Source organism: Aeromicrobium endophyticum, from assembly GCF_003586285.1.
Lineage (GTDB): Bacteria > Actinomycetota > Actinomycetes > Propionibacteriales > Nocardioidaceae > Aeromicrobium > Aeromicrobium endophyticum.
On sequence record NZ_QUBR01000001.1, the window covers coordinates 114180 to 129767 of the forward strand.

The 15588-nt window shown below is 72.8% G+C and carries 17 protein-coding genes; 10 read left to right on the forward strand and 7 right to left on the reverse strand.

What is annotated here, in order from left to right; genetic code table 11:
- Positions 1 to 83 precede the first annotated feature (83 nt).
- A complete protein-coding gene (locus tag DX116_RS00600) occupies positions 84 to 1661 on the forward strand; it encodes an ABC-F family ATP-binding cassette domain-containing protein (RefSeq protein ID WP_119704036.1) in 1578 nt (525 codons plus the stop codon).
- 20 nt (positions 1662 to 1681) lie between these two features.
- On the opposite strand, the gene DX116_RS00605 is transcribed toward DX116_RS00600, so the two are convergent.
- Positions 1682 to 2614 carry an NADP-dependent oxidoreductase gene (locus DX116_RS00605; RefSeq protein WP_119702317.1) on the reverse strand — a complete coding sequence of 311 codons (933 nt, stop codon included), beginning with the start codon at positions 2612 to 2614 and terminating at the stop codon, positions 1682 to 1684.
- Between the two features lie 44 nt (positions 2615 to 2658).
- Here DX116_RS00605 and DX116_RS00610 point away from each other — a divergent pair, with 44 nt between their 5' ends.
- Both DX116_RS00610 and DX116_RS00615 read left to right on the forward strand, forming a co-directional pair.
- Positions 2659 to 3900: an FAD-binding protein gene (locus DX116_RS00610; RefSeq protein ID WP_119702318.1), complete on the forward strand. Its 1242-nt coding sequence runs from the start codon at positions 2659 to 2661 to the stop codon at positions 3898 to 3900.
- A 227-nt stretch (positions 3901 to 4127) separates the two neighbouring features.
- Positions 4128 to 4862: a YqjF family protein gene (locus DX116_RS00615; protein ID WP_233556518.1), complete on the forward strand. Its 735-nt coding sequence runs from the start codon at positions 4128 to 4130 to the stop codon at positions 4860 to 4862.
- A gap of 7 nt (positions 4863 to 4869) precedes the next feature.
- Here the strand turns inward: DX116_RS00615 and DX116_RS00620 are convergent, their stop codons facing one another.
- The 3 genes from DX116_RS00620 to DX116_RS00630 are packed head-to-tail and all read right to left on the reverse strand — an operon-like array spanning position 4870 to position 6847.
- Positions 4870 to 5673 (reverse strand): hypothetical protein, encoded by an 804-nt coding sequence (locus tag DX116_RS00620; RefSeq protein ID WP_119702319.1) that lies wholly within the window; start codon positions 5671 to 5673, stop codon positions 4870 to 4872.
- The gene (locus DX116_RS00625; protein WP_119702320.1) at positions 5670 to 6101 is read right to left on the reverse strand and encodes a cupin domain-containing protein; all 432 of its coding nucleotides are present in this window, start codon (positions 6099 to 6101) and stop codon (positions 5670 to 5672) included. The genes DX116_RS00620 and DX116_RS00625 overlap by 4 nt, the downstream gene beginning before the upstream one ends.
- The gene (locus DX116_RS00630) at positions 6098 to 6847 is read right to left on the reverse strand and encodes a phosphotransferase (RefSeq protein WP_233556519.1); all 750 of its coding nucleotides are present in this window, start codon (positions 6845 to 6847) and stop codon (positions 6098 to 6100) included. The genes DX116_RS00625 and DX116_RS00630 overlap by 4 nt, the downstream gene beginning before the upstream one ends.
- Before the next feature lie 9 nt (positions 6848 to 6856).
- On the opposite strand from DX116_RS00630, the gene DX116_RS00635 reads away from it, so the two are divergent.
- Both DX116_RS00635 and DX116_RS00640 read left to right on the forward strand, forming a co-directional pair.
- Positions 6857 to 8107 (forward strand): YibE/F family protein, encoded by a 1251-nt coding sequence (locus DX116_RS00635; protein ID WP_147393542.1) that lies wholly within the window; start codon positions 6857 to 6859, stop codon positions 8105 to 8107.
- A gap of 315 nt (positions 8108 to 8422) precedes the next feature.
- Positions 8423 to 10540, forward strand: a complete 2118-nt coding sequence (locus tag DX116_RS00640; RefSeq protein ID WP_119702323.1) for a DEAD/DEAH box helicase — start codon at positions 8423 to 8425, stop codon at positions 10538 to 10540.
- Positions 10541 to 10558: 18 nt separating this feature from the next.
- On the opposite strand, the gene DX116_RS00645 is transcribed toward DX116_RS00640, so the two are convergent.
- On the reverse strand, positions 10559 to 10744 hold the full coding sequence (locus DX116_RS00645) for a hypothetical protein (RefSeq protein WP_147393543.1): 186 nt from the start codon (positions 10742 to 10744) through the stop codon (positions 10559 to 10561).
- A 78-nt stretch (positions 10745 to 10822) separates the two neighbouring features.
- Between DX116_RS00645 and DX116_RS00650 the strand changes: the two genes are divergently transcribed.
- On the forward strand, positions 10823 to 11239 hold the full coding sequence (locus DX116_RS00650; RefSeq protein WP_119702325.1) for a hypothetical protein: 417 nt from the start codon (positions 10823 to 10825) through the stop codon (positions 11237 to 11239).
- Between the two features lie 13 nt (positions 11240 to 11252).
- Here DX116_RS00650 and rnhA read toward each other — a convergent pair whose 3' ends face one another.
- Both rnhA and DX116_RS00660 read right to left on the reverse strand, forming a co-directional pair.
- On the reverse strand, positions 11253 to 11708 hold the full coding sequence (gene rnhA, locus DX116_RS00655; protein ID WP_119702326.1) for a ribonuclease HI: 456 nt from the start codon (positions 11706 to 11708) through the stop codon (positions 11253 to 11255).
- Positions 11709 to 11764: 56 nt separating this feature from the next.
- Positions 11765 to 12106: a DUF2200 domain-containing protein gene (locus tag DX116_RS00660; RefSeq protein ID WP_119702327.1), complete on the reverse strand. Its 342-nt coding sequence runs from the start codon at positions 12104 to 12106 to the stop codon at positions 11765 to 11767.
- A 54-nt stretch (positions 12107 to 12160) separates the two neighbouring features.
- On the opposite strand from DX116_RS00660, the gene DX116_RS00665 reads away from it, so the two are divergent.
- The 4 genes from DX116_RS00665 to DX116_RS00680 are packed head-to-tail and all read left to right on the forward strand — an operon-like array spanning position 12161 to position 15482.
- Positions 12161 to 12541, forward strand: coding sequence for an HNH endonuclease (locus tag DX116_RS00665; RefSeq protein ID WP_233556520.1), 381 nt, complete (start codon positions 12161 to 12163; stop codon positions 12539 to 12541).
- A 59-nt stretch (positions 12542 to 12600) separates the two neighbouring features.
- On the forward strand, positions 12601 to 13458 hold the full coding sequence (locus DX116_RS00670) for an NAD(P)-dependent oxidoreductase (RefSeq protein WP_119702328.1): 858 nt from the start codon (positions 12601 to 12603) through the stop codon (positions 13456 to 13458).
- Positions 13459 to 13509: 51 nt separating this feature from the next.
- Complete coding sequence (locus DX116_RS00675; RefSeq protein ID WP_119702329.1) at positions 13510 to 14859, forward strand: MFS transporter; 1350 nt, start codon at positions 13510 to 13512, stop codon at positions 14857 to 14859.
- A complete protein-coding gene (locus DX116_RS00680; protein ID WP_119702330.1) occupies positions 14856 to 15482 on the forward strand; it encodes a hypothetical protein in 627 nt (208 codons plus the stop codon). The genes DX116_RS00675 and DX116_RS00680 overlap by 4 nt, the downstream gene beginning before the upstream one ends.
- Positions 15483 to 15588 lie beyond the last annotated feature (106 nt).

Consider the following 15588-nt stretch of genomic DNA (forward strand, 5'->3'; position numbering starts at 1 on the left):
GTCCGTTGAAGCTCTGAGGTCCGTCCCCGCCCGCACCCGTCCACGACGGTGCGCGCGATCCCGCCGACCTCATGGAGCATCCGATGCGTGCATCTCTGTCGATCAACCATCTCTCGTTCAGCTGGCCCGACGGCTCGACCGTCCTCGACGGTCTCGACCTGTCGGTCGGTCCCGGACGCCACGGCCTCGTCGGCCTCAACGGCTGCGGCAAGTCGACCCTCCTGCGTCTCGCCGCCGGTGATCTGACGCCGCACGACGGCTCCGTCGTCGTCGACGGCGGGCTCGGCTACCTGCCCCAGGACCCCGGCGTCGACCCGACCCGCACCGTCGCCGACGTGCTGGGCGTCTCGGCGACCCTCGCGGCGCTCGCGCGGGTCGAGTCCGGCGACGTGCGGCAGGACGACCTCGACCTGCTGGCCGACGGCGACGGCTGGGACGTGGCCGAGCGGACCGAGGCCGAGCTGTCACGGCTCGGGCTGGGCCACGTCGGCCTCGACCGACCCATCGGCACGGCCTCGGGTGGCGAGCTGGTGCTGCTGTCGCTGACCGCCCTGCTGCTGCGCCGCCCCGCCGTGCTGCTGCTCGACGAGCCGACCAACAACCTCGACGTCGCGGCGCGACGCCGCCTGATCGACGTCGTCACGAGCTGGCGCGGCACCCTCCTCGTCGTCAGCCACGACCGCGAGCTGCTGAACGTCATGGACGACATCGGCGAGCTGCGCGGCGGGCGGGTGACCTGGTACGGCGGCACCTACGACGACTACGAGGCCGCCGTGTCCGTCGAGCAGGAGGCCGCTTCCCGCGCCGTGCGGGCCGCGGAGTCGGACCTGCGGGCGCAGAAGCGCGACCTGGTCGAGTCGCAGACCAAGCTGGCCCACCGCCGCAAGTACGGCGAGAAGGCCTTCGCCGAGAAACGCCAGCCCAAGATCACGATGGGCAACGACAGGCGCCGCGCGGAGGTGTCGGCGGGACGCCTGACGGGCCTGCACCAGGCACGGCTCGAGGCGGCGACGGGCCACCTCGACGCGGCGGAGGCGCGGCTGCGCGACGACCGCGAGATCCGGGTCGACCTGCCCGGCACGGCGGTGCCACCCGGCCGTGTCGTGCTCGTGGCCGAGGGGCTGCGCCCGGCTCACGGACGAGCCGTGCTCGACCTGGACGTGCGGGGGCCCGAGCGCATCGGGCTGACCGGACCCAACGGCAGCGGCAAGACGTCGCTCCTGCGCACCGTCGTCGGTCTGGCCGAGCCCGCCGACGGCACGGTCACCGTGTCGGTCCCCACGCGCTACCTGCCGCAGCGGATGGACGTCCTCGACGACACGCTCACGGTCGCGGAGAACATCGCGCGCATCGCGCCCGAGGCCACCGAGACCGAGCGCCGGTCGCGCCTGGCCCGCTTCTTGTTCCGCGGGCGTGCCGCCGACCAGCCGGCCTCGACGCTGTCGGGCGGCGAGCGCCTACGGGCCACGCTGGCGTGCCTGCTGCTGGCCGAGCCCTCACCTCAGCTCCTGATGCTCGACGAGCCGACCAACAACCTCGACCTGCCGAGCATCGAGCACCTCGTCGAGGCGCTCAGGTCGTACGAGGGCGCGCTGATCGTGGTGAGTCACGATGAGCGCTTCCTCGACGACGTGGGGCTGACCCGGCGCATCGAGGTGTGAGACGAGGCGGGCTCGGAGCGTCAGGGCACCAGCGCCAGCTTGCCGCCCGGGTGCCCGCCCATCAGCTCGGCGACGGCCGTCGGTGCCTGGTCGAGCGGGTAGGTGCGGGCGACCGGGACGACGAGGTCGCCGCTGCCCGCGAGCTCGGCCAATCGACCACGGACGCTGTCGCGGAAGCGCGCGCTCTCCGGGTCGGAGCCGGCCAGCGCGGCGAAGCCCTCGCGCTGCGCGCGCTGCTTGGCGGCGATCGTGACGATGCGACCGCGATCGGCCACGACCGCCAGCGACACGTCGATCGCCTCGTCGGTGCCGACCGCGTCGAGCGCGGCGTCGATGCGGGGCGCTGCGGCGCGCACACGCTGCTCGAGCCCGTCTCCGTGGGCGACCGGCACGCCGCCGAACCGCTCGACGACGTCGAACCGTCCGGGACTCGCGGTGCCGACGACCGCTGCTCCCAGCAGTCGCGCCTGCTGCAGCACGCTGACGCCCACCGCACCGGACGCGCCGTGCAGCAGCACCGTGTCACCGCGACCGACCCGCGCCGCGCGCAGCATGTCGGCGGCGGTCGATCCGGCCAGCAGCAGGTTGGCGGCCTCGGCGAAGCCCAGCGAGGCGGGCTTGGCGAGCACGTCCGACGCCGCGACGGTGACGGCCGACGAGTAGCCCCCGCTGATGCGGAAGGCCAGCACCTCGTCGCCCACGGAGGCGGCGCCGCTCGCGATGACGGTGCCGGGCCCGACGGCGGTCAGGACGCCCGCGACCTCGTAGCCGATCGCGACCGGCAGCCGTCCGGGGTCGGTACCCGGGGAGACGTGCTTGGCGTCGGCGGGGTTCATCCCGGCCGCCCGCACCTCGATCGTGACCTGTCCCGGGCCGGGATCCGCCGGCTCGTGGTCGACCAGCGACCACGTGTCGGGGCCGCCCAGCTCGTGCGCTTCCCACCGTCTGGCCATGACGTCCAGTAAACCGCTCACCGGGCTGGCCGCACACTGGGTGCATGACCATGACCAACTGGGCCGGCAACCTGACGTACGGCGCGCACACCCTCCACCGTCCGACCACGGTCGACGAGCTGCGCGACATCGTGCGCGACGCGAGCCGTGTGCGCGCGGTCGGCTCACGGCACTCGTTCAACCGCATCGCCGACACCGACGAGGCGCAGGTGTCGGTCGCCGACCTGCCCGTCGTCGTCGACGTCGACGAGCCGGCCCGTCTCGTGACGGTGTCGGCCGGGCTGCGCTACGGCGAGCTCGTCGAGCAGCTCGACGCTGCCGGATGGGCGCTGCCCAACCTGGCCTCGCTGCCGCACATCTCCGTCGCGGGCGCCATCGCCACGGGCACCCACGGCTCGGGCGACCGCAACGGCAGCCTCGCGGCGGCGGTGGCGGCGATCCGGCTCGTCCGCGCAGACGGCGAGCTCGTCGACGTGCGGCGCGGCGACGCCGAGTTCGAGGGCGCGGTCGTGTCGCTCGGACGTCTCGGCGTGCTCACGAGCGTCACGCTCGACGTCGTGCCGACGTTCGAGGTGCGTCAGGACCTGTTCGAGCACCTCCCGTGGACGGACGTCGAGCAGCACCTCGACGCCGTCACGTCGAGCGCCTACAGCGTCAGCATGTTCACCGACTGGAGCGAGTCGGGCCCCCACCAGGTGTGGACCAAGTCGCGCACCGACGACGGCCCGGTCGGCGAGCTGTTCGGCGCCACCCTCGCGACCCGTGAGATGCACCCGCTGCCCGGTGTCGACGCCGGCGCCACGACCCGCCAGCTCGGCGTGCCCGGCCCGTGGTGGGACCGCCTGCCGCACTTCCGGCTCGAGTTCACCCCCAGCGACGGCGACGAGCTGCAGACCGAGTACCTCGTGCCGCGCGAGCACGCGCTCGACGCGATCCGGGCGGTGCGCGGCCTGCGCGACGAGCTGGCCGACATCCTGCTGGTCTCGGAGATCCGCACCATCAAGGGCGACGGCCTGTGGCTCAGCCCCAGCCACGACGTCGACTGCGTGGCGCTGCACTTCACGTGGCGCATGGACGTGCCCGGCGTCGAGGCGTTCCTGCCGGCGCTCGACGACGCCCTTGCCCCGTTCGCGGCGCGTCCGCACTGGGGCAAGGTGTTCTCGTCGACGCCCGAGCGGTTGCTGGCCGCGTACCCGCGGCTGCCCGAGTTCAGGGCGTTGGTCGAGCGCTGGGACCCCGCCGGCACGTTCGCCAACGAGCTGACGGACCGCTGGCTCGACATCTGAGCACCGACCTACCTCATGCGTCGGACGTCATCACGGCGGCGCATCCGCAGGTACAGCCGTGATGACGTCCAGACCGTCATCCGGGGACGTCATCACACCTGTGCGTGAACCGGCACGAACGTGATGACGTCCTGGGCGGGTGGGCGGGTGAGCGGCGCCGAAGCGGTGTGACGTGGTCGCCATGCGTTCGTCTCGCCGTGAAGCCCTCGCGGACGCATACTCAGAAAGTGAACACGTTCAACTCGGTGGCGCCCACCCTGACCGGTCCGCGCATCATGCAGCAGGACTGGAACCGCATCTCGTTCGTCCACTGGGCCGTCGACCCTGCGCTGGTGGCGCCCCTCCTGCCACCACTGACCCGCCCCGACGTGCTCGACGGCGTCACCTACGTCGGCCTGATCCCCTTCGACATGCAGCGCGCAGGCTTCGGACGTGGCCCGGCCGTCCCGTTCTTCGGCGACTTCGCCGAGACCAACGTGCGGTTGTACTCCGTCGACGCCGAGGGGCACCACGGCGTCGTGTTCCGATCGCTGGAGACCACGCGGCTCGCGGTCGCGATCGGCGCGAGGCTCGCGTTCGCGACGCCCTACACGTGGGCCCGCATGCGCATCGAGGAGTCGGGCGACACCATCGAGTACACGACCCGCCGCCGCTGGCCGCGACCACGCGGCGCCGGCGGCACGATGCGCGTCCGCGTCAGGGATGCCATCGCCGACCCCACTCCGGTGGACGAGTTCGTCACCGCCCGCTTCGGGTTGCACACGCGGTGGATGGGGCGGACGCTGTGGATCCCGAACCACCACGAGCCGTGGCCGCTGCGTCACGCCGAGCTGGAGCACCTCGACGACGACCTCGTGGCCGCCGCGGGCCTCCCGGGCCTGGTCGACCGCGAGCCCGACTCGGTGCTGCACTCCCGCGGCGTGCGCACGGCCTTCGGGATGCCGCGGCTCGTCAGAGGGTGACGGTCGCTCAGCCCCGGCGCACGAATGGTCGGTAGGTCGCGGCCACCACCACGACGCCCGCCACGAAGCCCGGAACGGCCCACCACGTGAACGCCATGGCGGACAGGGCCGAGAGAACGACCGACATCCAGCCCGCGCCCCTCACGGCCGACCTGTCCACGAGGTCGTGGGCGACGTCGCGACGCCGACGGACGAGCACCACGACGAGGAGAACCGCCCACAGGGCGAGCGGCACCCCGACGAGCGCGGTCAAGGCCTGGATCCGCGACCACGCGTCGTCGGCGCCCTCGACGGTCAGCGCGACGGCAGCGACGCAGAGGAATCCGGCCGAGGTGATGACCATGAGCCCGCCGGTGTGCAGCCTGGCCAGCGCCTGCGTCGATCGGTCGTCCTCGAGGGACGGACGGCTGGGCGGGTTCAAGGAGACCGTGACGACGAGGCAGACCAGGCCGATGACGCTCGCCGGCAGACCGAAGCAGAACCACAGCAGCACACCTGGCACGAGAGGGAAGACCGCCATGACGACCGACGCCGTCGCGAACGCGTTGCGCGCGGCCCGATCTGCCCGGATCGCAGCACGGTGGCGTACGACCAGGCCCAGGAGCGCCGCTGCCCAGAGCGTCACGACGGTCACGAGGGTCGCGGACCACGGGTTGAGCTCGCGGGTCAGGCGACCGTCGGACGCGCCGACTGCGCGGGGGTCGACCACCAGCAGGGCGCCGATGACGACGAGCGAGACGATCACCAGCACCATCTGCCAGCGGCCGTGGCGCCTGGCCGCGACCGAAGCGGGCTCGTCGAGGAACGTCATCGATCGACGTCGAGCTCGAAGTCGTCGAAGTCGAACCCCGGCGACACGACGCAGCTGACCAGCGCGTCCGCCGACGACGGGACGGTGCGCTGCCACGTGCCGGCGGGCACCCGGACCTGCGGCACCTCGCCGAGGTCGAGGTCCGTGCCGACGTCCAGGGCTGCCGTCACCTCGGGACGCCCATGCGTGCCGCCCAGCTCGAGCCGCACCGAGCCACGCTGCGCGATCCACACCTCGTCGGACGTGACGCGGTGCCAGGCCGACGACTCCCCCGCCGGCAGCAGGAACAGGATCGCCGTGGCCGTCGGCCGCACCCGGCCATCGGGCAGCGACACCTCCACGTCCGACGCCCAGGTGCGCCGATACCAACCGCCCTCGGGGTGCGGCTGCAGGTCGAGCGTCTCGGCCAGCGGAGGCCGCCGGGTCACAGCTCGGCCTCGATGGCCGGGATGCGCTCGCGGAACGCCGCGACGCGGTCACGGGTGCGCTGCGGCTCGCCCAGGAGCCCCAGGTTGACGAAGCCCTGGTCGCCGCGGGCCTGACCGGCCTCGATGCGGTCGGCCGCCGTCGACATCCGCTCGACCACGGCGTCGAGCACCGTCATGGGACCCCACTCGCCGTACGCGTCGACCAGGATGTCGAGACGGCGCGCGACGTCGGCCGCGGGGATCTCGCGGTAGAGCGGGACGGCGGTCCAGGCCAGGAACGCGAGGTCGTCGATCGCCCGCCCCGGCCCGGCCATGTCCCAGTCGATCATCGCGACGAAGTGGCCGCCCTGGATGATCCAGTTGTAGGCACCCGGGTCGTTGTGGCAGATGATCTGTCCGTCGGCGAGCTCGGCCTCTCCCCCGCGCCACGTGCGACGACCGGACGGCCGGAAGCCCTCGACCAGGTCGTGGTAGTCGCGCAGCCAGGCGACGGCCTCCTCGAGGACCGTGTCGAGCACCACCTCGCGGTCGATCGGCACGCCGCGGCCCTCGACGTGCTCGAGCACCTCGCGACCCTCGGCGTCCAGGCCGTGCAGCGCCGGGACGCCGCGCAGGCCCTCGTGGTCGAGGAAGGTCAGCAGCTCGTGCACCGCGGGCGTCCACGGGCCGGTCGGACGACGTACGGTGCGTCCGACCCGGGTGACTCCGCCGACCGCACCCGGGAGGTGTTCTGCGTCCTCTGGCACGCTGTCATCGTGGCACATTCGCACTCGCACTCCCACTCGCCGATGCCCGAGGGGCCACCCCGCCGCACGCTGGCGGTGAGCCTGGCCATGGTCGTCATGACGATCGCCACCGCAGCCGTCGTCGCGATGATCCTGCTGTGGCCCGACGCCGACCAGGTGCCGAAGGACCAGAACCCCTACAGCGGCCCGGGCGTCAGCACCGTCGACGCGACCGTCACCAAGGTCGTGCCGTTCGACTGCGGCAGCGGCGGCGAGGGCCCTGACGGCACCGTGGAGCTGGCCGGCGACTGCGCCCGCGTGACCGCTGACGTCCCCGGCGGCACCGGAACCTTCGAGCTCGACGCGTCGCGCTACAAGGCGGGCATCGATCCCGGTGACGACATCCGGCTCATCCGCCTGCACCCCGAGGGCCAGAAGGCCTCGTACGAGTTCCTGGACTTCCAGCGCGGGGTGCCCCTGGTGGCGCTCGCGGCGATCTTCGCCGTGCTGGTCGTGGCGATCGCCCGGTGGCGCGGGCTGTTCGCCCTGGTCGGCATCGGTGTGACCCTGCTGGCCGTCACCAAGTTCATGCTGCCGGCGTTCCTGGCCGGGGAGTCGCCGCTGGCCGTGGCGGTGGTCGGCTCGACGGTCATCATGATCGTCGTGCTGTACCTGGCGCACGGCATCTCGATCCGCACGACATCGGCCCTGTTCGGCACCCTGGTCGGCATCGCGATCACGGCGGCGATCGGCCTGGCGGCCACGGGCTGGTCACAGCTGAGCGGCGTCGGCTCGGAGGACGACCAGCGCCTCATCGCGACGGTGCCCGACATCTCGCTGTCGGCGATCGTGGCGGGCACGATGGTCATCGCGGGGCTGGGCGTGCTCAACGACGTGACCGTCACGCAGGCCAGTGCGGTCTGGGAGATGCGCGCGCTCAAGCCCGCGGCGCGCGGCGTCGAGCTGTTCGGCTCGGCGATGCGGATCGGACGCGACCACATCGCGTCGAGCGTCTACACGCTGGTGTTCGCCTATGCCGGGTCGGCGATGACGGTGCTGCTGCTGGCGACGGCCTACCAGCGCGGGCTCGCCGACCTCGCCACGACCGAGGAGATCGGGCAGGAGATCGTCCGCACGCTCGTCGGAGCCATCGGCCTCGTGCTGGCGGTGCCGATCACGACGTTGTTCGCGGTCTGGCTGGCGCCGCCGCGCACCGCCCCCGCCGACGACGGGCAGACACCGCGGCCGCGTGGCAGCCACGCGGGACCCGCCGGACGCTGATCCGCGCCCGCGCCACGCAGCCGGATTGGGTTCGGCGAGGTTCTGCGGCACACGACCCGGCCCGGGGGTAGCATGGAGGCACACCGACCCGCAGCGTCCTTCTCGAAGGGACGACGACTGCTCACGGGCCGTCGTGCGAAGTCCGTCAGCAGGGCTCACCGCACGGCCGATCTCCGCCGGACGCAACATTCCCGGTGGTCGACGAACGGGTGACGCACCGGCCACGAATCCGGCACGTCTCGCGTCACGGTCCACGAGCAGGCCCGGTGCCGCCGCACCGTCGGGCTCACGCCCGGCACTCCCCAGGAGGAACCCTTGGCTCGACGAGGCCAGCGCCAGTCCGGCACGACCCGCACTGCCCCACGGCAGCAGCGCAGTGCCCGTCCCCTCGAGAAGGGCGACATCATCCGCGTCCTCGCGCGCGCTGTCCGCGAGGTCGAGGCCAAGGCGCAGCGCGGCCCGCTCACGCCGGCCGGACGCACCAAGTTCCAGGTCGTCGCCCTGCTCGTCCGCGAGGAGCGCACCCGGGTCAAGGCCGACAAGGAGGCCCCCGAGGCCCACCGCGCCGAGCAGCTCAAGCGCCTCGACGGGGTCGCGACGATCCTCGCGCAGACCGTCGCGCTCGACCCGACGGTCTACCCGCTGCTCGACGAGAACGCCGTCTTCACCGACGCGGCCGACACCCTGCGCAGCGAGATGCTGCAGGCCGCCGGGATCGAGGCGCCCGCCGCAGCCTCGTCCGATGCCGCCCCCGCGGCTGTCGAGCGTCGCGTCGTGCCGCAGTCGGTCGTCGCCCGCCAGCTCGCCAACCCCTTCCTGGCACCCGACTTCTCCGCCGTCGAGCACAAGCCCGCCAGCCCCAAGCGCCTGTCGCAGTGGGAGCTGCTCGGCCCCCTGTTCCGCGCATTCGAGTACGGCGGAGCGTCGTCGTGCATGCCGCTCCCCCCGCCCGGGTTCCTGATGACGCCCGGAGGCCTCGAGCTGATGCCGCACCAGGCGCAGGTCGTCGGCGCCGCCGCCGAGGGCCACCGGACGTTCCTGCTGGCCGACGAGCCCGGCCTCGGCAAGACCGCACAGGCCCTGCTGGCCGCACACGCCGCCGACGCCTACCCGCTGCTCGTCGTCGTGCCCAACGTCGTCAAGACCAACTGGGCACGCGAGGCCGACCTCTGGACGCCCAGCCGCAAGGCGACGGTCATCCACGGCGACGGCGACTCGATCGACGGCTTCGCCGACATCGTGATCGTCAACTACGAGGTGCTCGACCGGCACGTCGGCTGGCTCGGCGAGTTCGGCTTCCGCGGCATGGTCGTCGACGAGGCGCACTTCATCAAGAACCGCTCGTCGCAGCGCTCGAAGCACGCGCTCGAGCTCTCCGAGCGCATCCGGCACCGCACCGTGCGTCCGCTGCTGATGGCGCTCACCGGAACCCCGCTGATCAACGACATCGAGGACTTCCGCGCGATCTGGCAGTTCCTCGGCTGGATCGACGACAAGAAGCCGCTGGCCGAGCTGATGGACCGTCTCGAGGAGACCGGCCTCACGCCGGCCGACAAGGGCTTCTACGCCGCAGCCCGCACCAGCGTTATCTCCATGGGCATCGTCCGGCGCCGCAAGGTCGACGTGGCGGCCGACATCCCCGCGCGCCGCGTCGCCGACCTGCCGGTCGAGCTCGACGACGCCGTCGGACGCTCCATCCGCGAGGCCGAGGCCGAGCTGGCCCGCCGGCTGGTCGCCCGCTACGACTCGGCGCTCGAGAACCGGTCGTCGGGACGCACGGTCGACGGCATCGACCACGAGCTCGTCCGCAGCGTCGCGCGCTGGGAGCGCGAGGACGCCGACGACGAGAAGACAGGCCAGAACGTGTTCGGCATGATGCGCCGCATCGGGCAGGCCAAGGCCGGTCTCGCCGCCGACTACGCGGCCCAGCTGTCGCGCAACGTCGGCAAGGTCGTGTTCTTCGCCAAGCACATCGACGTCATGGACGTCGCCGAGGAGACGTTCACCAAGCGCGGCATCCGGTACTCCTCGATCCGCGGCGACCAGAGCGCCAAGGTGCGCCAGGCCAACATCGACGCCTTCGTCAACGACGAGGACGTCGAGATCGTGGTGTGCTCGCTGAGCGCCGCGGGCGTCGGCCTCAACCTGCAGGTCGCGTCCAACGTCGTGCTCGCGGAGCTCTCCTGGACCGATGCCGAGCAGACGCAGGCCATCGACCGCGTGCACCGCATCGGCCAGGAGGAGCCCGTCACCGCGTGGCGCATCATCGCCGCGCAGACCATCGACGGCAAGATCGCCGAGCTGATCGACAGCAAGGCGAGCCTCGCCGCCCGAGCGCTCGACGGCTCCGACGAGGAGATCTCGTCATCGGCCGACGTCCAGCTCGAGGCCCTCATCGCGATGCTGACCGAGGCTCTCGAGGACCGCGCCTGACGCACCGCCGGGCGTGGGTCAGCGGTCGGGGTGGGCGTCCTGGTCGGGCCCGGCCTCGGCCGTGAGGTCGCCCGGGCGCCCCTCGCCGGTGTCGGAGGCGTCCTCGGCCTCGACCGGGACGGGTCCGGGGTTGGCCAGCTGGCCGTCCTCGTCGGTGGTGCTGTCGTCGTTGTCGTTGCGGGCGTGCGTGGGATCTGAGGTCATGCAGGCCTTGTACCCGTTCACGGTCGTCGTACTCCGCTCCGGCGTGCGCGACGTCGACGCAGGCGGTGCAATGGGGCGGTGACTCCCGAGACCGCCCTGCTCGTCGCCGGCGGACTGCACCTCGGTTTCCAGGCCGTCGTCACGGTCGTGGTCTACCCCGCGCTCGCCACCACGCGAGCCGCCGACTGGGACGCCGTCCATGCCGCGCACTCGCGACGCATCAGCCTGGTCGTCGGGCCGCTGTACCTCGCGATCGCCGCAGCCTGCCTGTGGGTGCTGGTGGCCGGGCCGCACTCGGCTGCGGCGCTCGTGTCGGTCGCCGGCCACGCGGTCGCCGCCGGCGTGACGGCGACCGTCGCGGCCCCGTCGCACGGACGTCTCGGCCGCGCCGGCTCGGACGGGCCCGACCGGGCCGAGATCGTCCGGCTGCTGCGAGCCGATCGCGCCCGGCTGCTGGCGACCGCCGTCGCGCTCGCCGCCGCGCTGCTGGTGTGACTGAGTCGGACGGTCAGCCCGCCCCGCCCATCGCCTCGACCATGCCCTTGGTGGCGAGCACGTCGGCGAGCTCGTTGTCGGGCACGCCCGAGTGCCCCTTGACCCAGAACCACTCGACCTCGTGGCGCTCGCACGCGGCCTTGAGCCGCTGCCACAGGTCGACGTTCTTGACCGGCTGCTTCGACGCCGTGCGCCAGCCGTTCTTCTCCCAGCCCGCGACCCACTGGGTGATGCCGCTGCGGACGTAGGTGCTGTCGGTGTGCAGGTGCACCGTGACGGGCCGCGTCAGGGCCTCGAGCGCCATGATCGGCGCGGTCAGCTCCATGCGGTTGTTGGTGGTCGCGGTGGGCTCGCCGCCGAACATCTCGCGCAGGTGATCGCCCTGCCGCAGCACCGCGCCCCAGCCCCCCGGGCCCGGGTTGGGCGTGCATCCGCCGTCGGTGTGGATGATGACTGGCTCGGTGCTCACCGGACCATCCTGCCGCCCCGGCCGCCTCACCCGCGCAGCGACTCGCGGCGAGCGACTCAGCTCCGCAGGACCTTCTCGAGTGCCTTGCCCTTGGCGAGCTCGTCGACCAGCTTGTCGAGCCAGCGGATCTTCTGCATCAGCGGGTCCTCGACGTCCTCGACCCTCACGCCGCACACGACGCCCGTGATCGACGACGTGCTCGGGTTGAGCTGGGCGTCGGCGAAGAAGTCCTCGAAGGTCGTGCCGGCCTCGAGGTGCGCCGCCAGCGTCAGCTCGTCGAATCCGGTCAGCCATGCGATGACCTGGTCGAGCTCGTCCTTCGTGCGCCCCTTGCGCTCGACCTTGGCCACGTAGTGCGGGTAGACCGATGCGACGCTCGTCGTGAAGATGCGGTGCATCACGGCAGGCTAGTCCTCCCCCACCGGGCGCGTCGACGGTCGTACGATCGGGCCGTGACCAGCCGGACGAAGTCAGCGACGTACGCGCGCCGCCGCAAGCGCCGGATGTCTCTGGTCGACCACGACCTGACCGACGACCAGTGGCACGACCTGATGGACGCCTGGTCCGGCTGCGCCTACTGCGGCGGCGACGGGGCGGCGCTGCAGAAGGACTGCATGCTGCCGATCTCGCGCGGGGGCCGCTACACGCTGGCGAACGTCGTGCCGGCCTGCGCCTCCTGCAACGCCAGCAAGTGCAACCTCGAGGTCACGACGTGGATGCGCCGCAAGAAGCTCGACGAGCGCACCTTCCTGGTGCGGCAGGTCGAGGTGGTGCGGCTGCTCGCCGGCGAGCCGGCCCGCCGTCCCGCGGATACCGTGGATCCGGCGCCCTGACCACGGGACCGCCTCGACCCCGGCCGCACGGCCGGCGCCACCGCCACGGAAGGCTGCCCATGAAGATCACCGTCCTCGGGCTCGGCCGGATGGGCCGCGAGCTCGTCCGCCACGTCATCGACGCCGGGCACGACGTCACGGTCTGGAACCGCTCGCCAGAGGCCTGTTCGCCTGCCGTCGAGCAGGGGGCGTCCCGGGCCGCGACCGCCGCCGAGGCCGTCTCCGGCGCCGAGATCGTCGTCACCGTCCTGTTCGGGCCCGAGACCGTGCGCGAGGTCGTGCTCGACGGCGTCGACACCTTCGCTGCCGGTGCCCTGTGGATCGACGTGACGACCGTGGGGCCGGGCGATGCTTCCGTTCAGGCCGCGTGGGCAGCGGCGCGCGACGTCCGCTACGTCCAGTCTCCGGTGCTCGGCACCCTCGCGCCCGCGCGCGCCGGCGCCCTCGGCGTCCTGCTCGGCGGCTCCCCCGACGACGTCGAGGCCGCCCGCGCGGTCACCGACCTGTGGGCCGACCCCGAGCGCGTGTTCCCGCTGGCGTCTCCTGAACGTGCCGCCGCCGGAAAGCTCGCGGTCAACCTGGGGCTCGCCGTGACCATGCAGGCGCTCACGGAGTCGATCCGCGTCGGCGCGTCGGTCGGCATGACGGCCCAGGACGTCATGGACCTGCTGGTCAAGACACCACTGGCCGGCATCGCCGCCGCGAAGGGCGCCACGGTCGTCGACGGCGACTTCGACGACGCCCAGTTCACGGTCGACGCCCTGGCCAAGGACCTCGGGCTGGTGCTCGACGCCGCCGCCCCGCTGCCGGTCACCGAGACGACCCGCGCACGGCTGCTCGCCGCCCATGAGGCCGGCCTCGGCGACAGCGACTTCTCCGTCATCGCGGCCGACGGCTCGCCGGCGCAGGACGACTGACGACGGCTCGGCCGGATCTCCCTCGGACGAGTGGCCTGGAAGGATGGACGGGTGCGACGTGCCGTGACTCCCCTGCTGGCCGTGACGGTGGCGCTGGTGCTGGCCGACTCGGCGGTCGTGACGCTGGCGCTGCCCGACATCCTGCAGAACCTCGACGCGTCCGTCGGCCAGGTCGCGTGGGTGCTGATCGCGTACAACCTGGTGCTCGGCCTCGCGGCGGTGCCGGCCGCGATGGCCTTCGGGCGGGCCGAGCCGCGCCTGTTCAGCGCCGCCGGCATCGCCGTGTTCGCAGGAGCCTCGGCCTGGTGCGCGGTGGCGGGCTCGATCGAGGTGCTGGTCGCGGCACGCTGCATCCAGGCCCTCGGCGGCGCCCTGGCCCTGGTGGGGTGCCTCGAGCAGCTCGTCGCCGCGCGCGGGGAGAGGCGCGGCGTGGCCACGTGGGTCACGGCCGGCGTCATCGGCACGGCGGCGGGCCCCGTCGCCGGTGGCCTGCTGACGCAGGCCATCTCGTGGCAGGCGATCTTCGTGGTGCAGGTGCCGTTCGCCGCACTCGCCGTGCCCGCCGCGCTCGCCGCGCGGGCGACGACGGCCCCCGCGCCGTCAGCCGATCGGCACCGCCCCGCCGTGCGCGCCAACCTGACGCTGGCGCTGATGTCGGCGGCCCTGACCGCAGCCCTGTTCCTGCTGGTGCTGCTGCTGGTCGAGGGATGGGGACGCTCGCCCGCGACCGCCGCCGTCACCGTCTCGGTCGTCGCGGTCGCTGCCGTGGCGGCCCCGTGGCTGGCCCGCGCCTTCCGTCCTCCCGCCGACGTGGAGGTTGCGGTCGGCTGCTTCCTGGTGGCCGGCGGCCTGGCCGGGCTGGCCCTGCTGCCGTCGTCGAACCTCGCCTGGACCGTCGCGCCACAGGTGCTCGTCGGCCTGGGGCTCGGGCTGACGGTCGACCGGCTCACGTCGCAGGCGATGCGGCTGCGCCTGCCCCGCGCGACCCATGCCGGCTGGACGATCAGTGCGCGCCACCTCGGCGTCGTCGTCGGCCTCGCGATCCTGACGCCGGTGTTCACCGGTGACCTGCGCGACGCCCAGGAGCCGGCCCAGCAGGCGGTCACCGCCCTGGTCATCGACGCGCCGCTCGACCCGCAGGACAAGATCGCCGTGGCCAAGGCCCTCGGTCGCGCCCTGGCGGACGAGCGGGGCCAGGTGCCCGACCTGGCGCCGGCCTTCGCCTCCCTCGACGTCGCCGCGGCCGACCGCCCGGCCCTCGCCCGGCTCGAGCGCGATCTCGACGACCAGCTCGAGCGGGCCGCCAACCGGGCCTTCCGCGACTCGTTCCTGATCGGTGCCGGCCTCGCGCTGGCCGCCTTGCTGACGTTGGTGCGTCCTGGCCGGCGGAGGCCCCGATGAGCGGACAGGTCAGCCAGGTGCGGCGGTGGATCGGGCTGCCGGTGGTCGCCGTCGTGCTCGTCGTCGCCACGATCACCGTGCAGCTGACCCACGGCGGAGGCACGTACGAGCCGCTGCGCCCCGCCGATGCCTGTGTCGAGCGCTCGGTCACGTCTCGCGCGACCGGGATCGACGGGCTGACCGAGCGGCTCGTGCTGATCGGTCTCGACGAGGCCGCCTGCACGCTGCGCACGAGCCGCGAGGCCCTCACGCTGCAGCTGGCCCGCCAGTCGGGCGACCCCACGACGAAGCAGGTCGACGCGCTGCGCGAGGGCCTGCTGTCGGCCGTCGCGAGGATGAAGGCCGACGGCTCGTTGCCCAAGGCGTCCGCGCTGGTCGACGAGGTGCTCGACTCGGCCGATCTCAACGGCCTGCTCGAGCGGATCATCCGCGCCCTGCCCGACTCGGTGATCGACAGGGCGCTCTCGACCGACGACGTCCTGGTGCGCACGATCGACGACCTCGACGTCCGAGCCCTGCTGGACGACCTGGACGACCCGTCGGCCCTCGACGGCCGCGTCGAGAAAGCCGTGACGCAAGCCGTGAAGGACTCGCTCGAGGCGCGTCTGCGCGATCTCGTCTGACGTGGGCCGAACCGGGGTTCCGAAGGCGGTGGCCCACTCCCTCACCGCCACCGTGCCTCGGCCGGGGTGTCCGTGGCGACGGGTAGATTCCGTCCCGCCCGCGCCC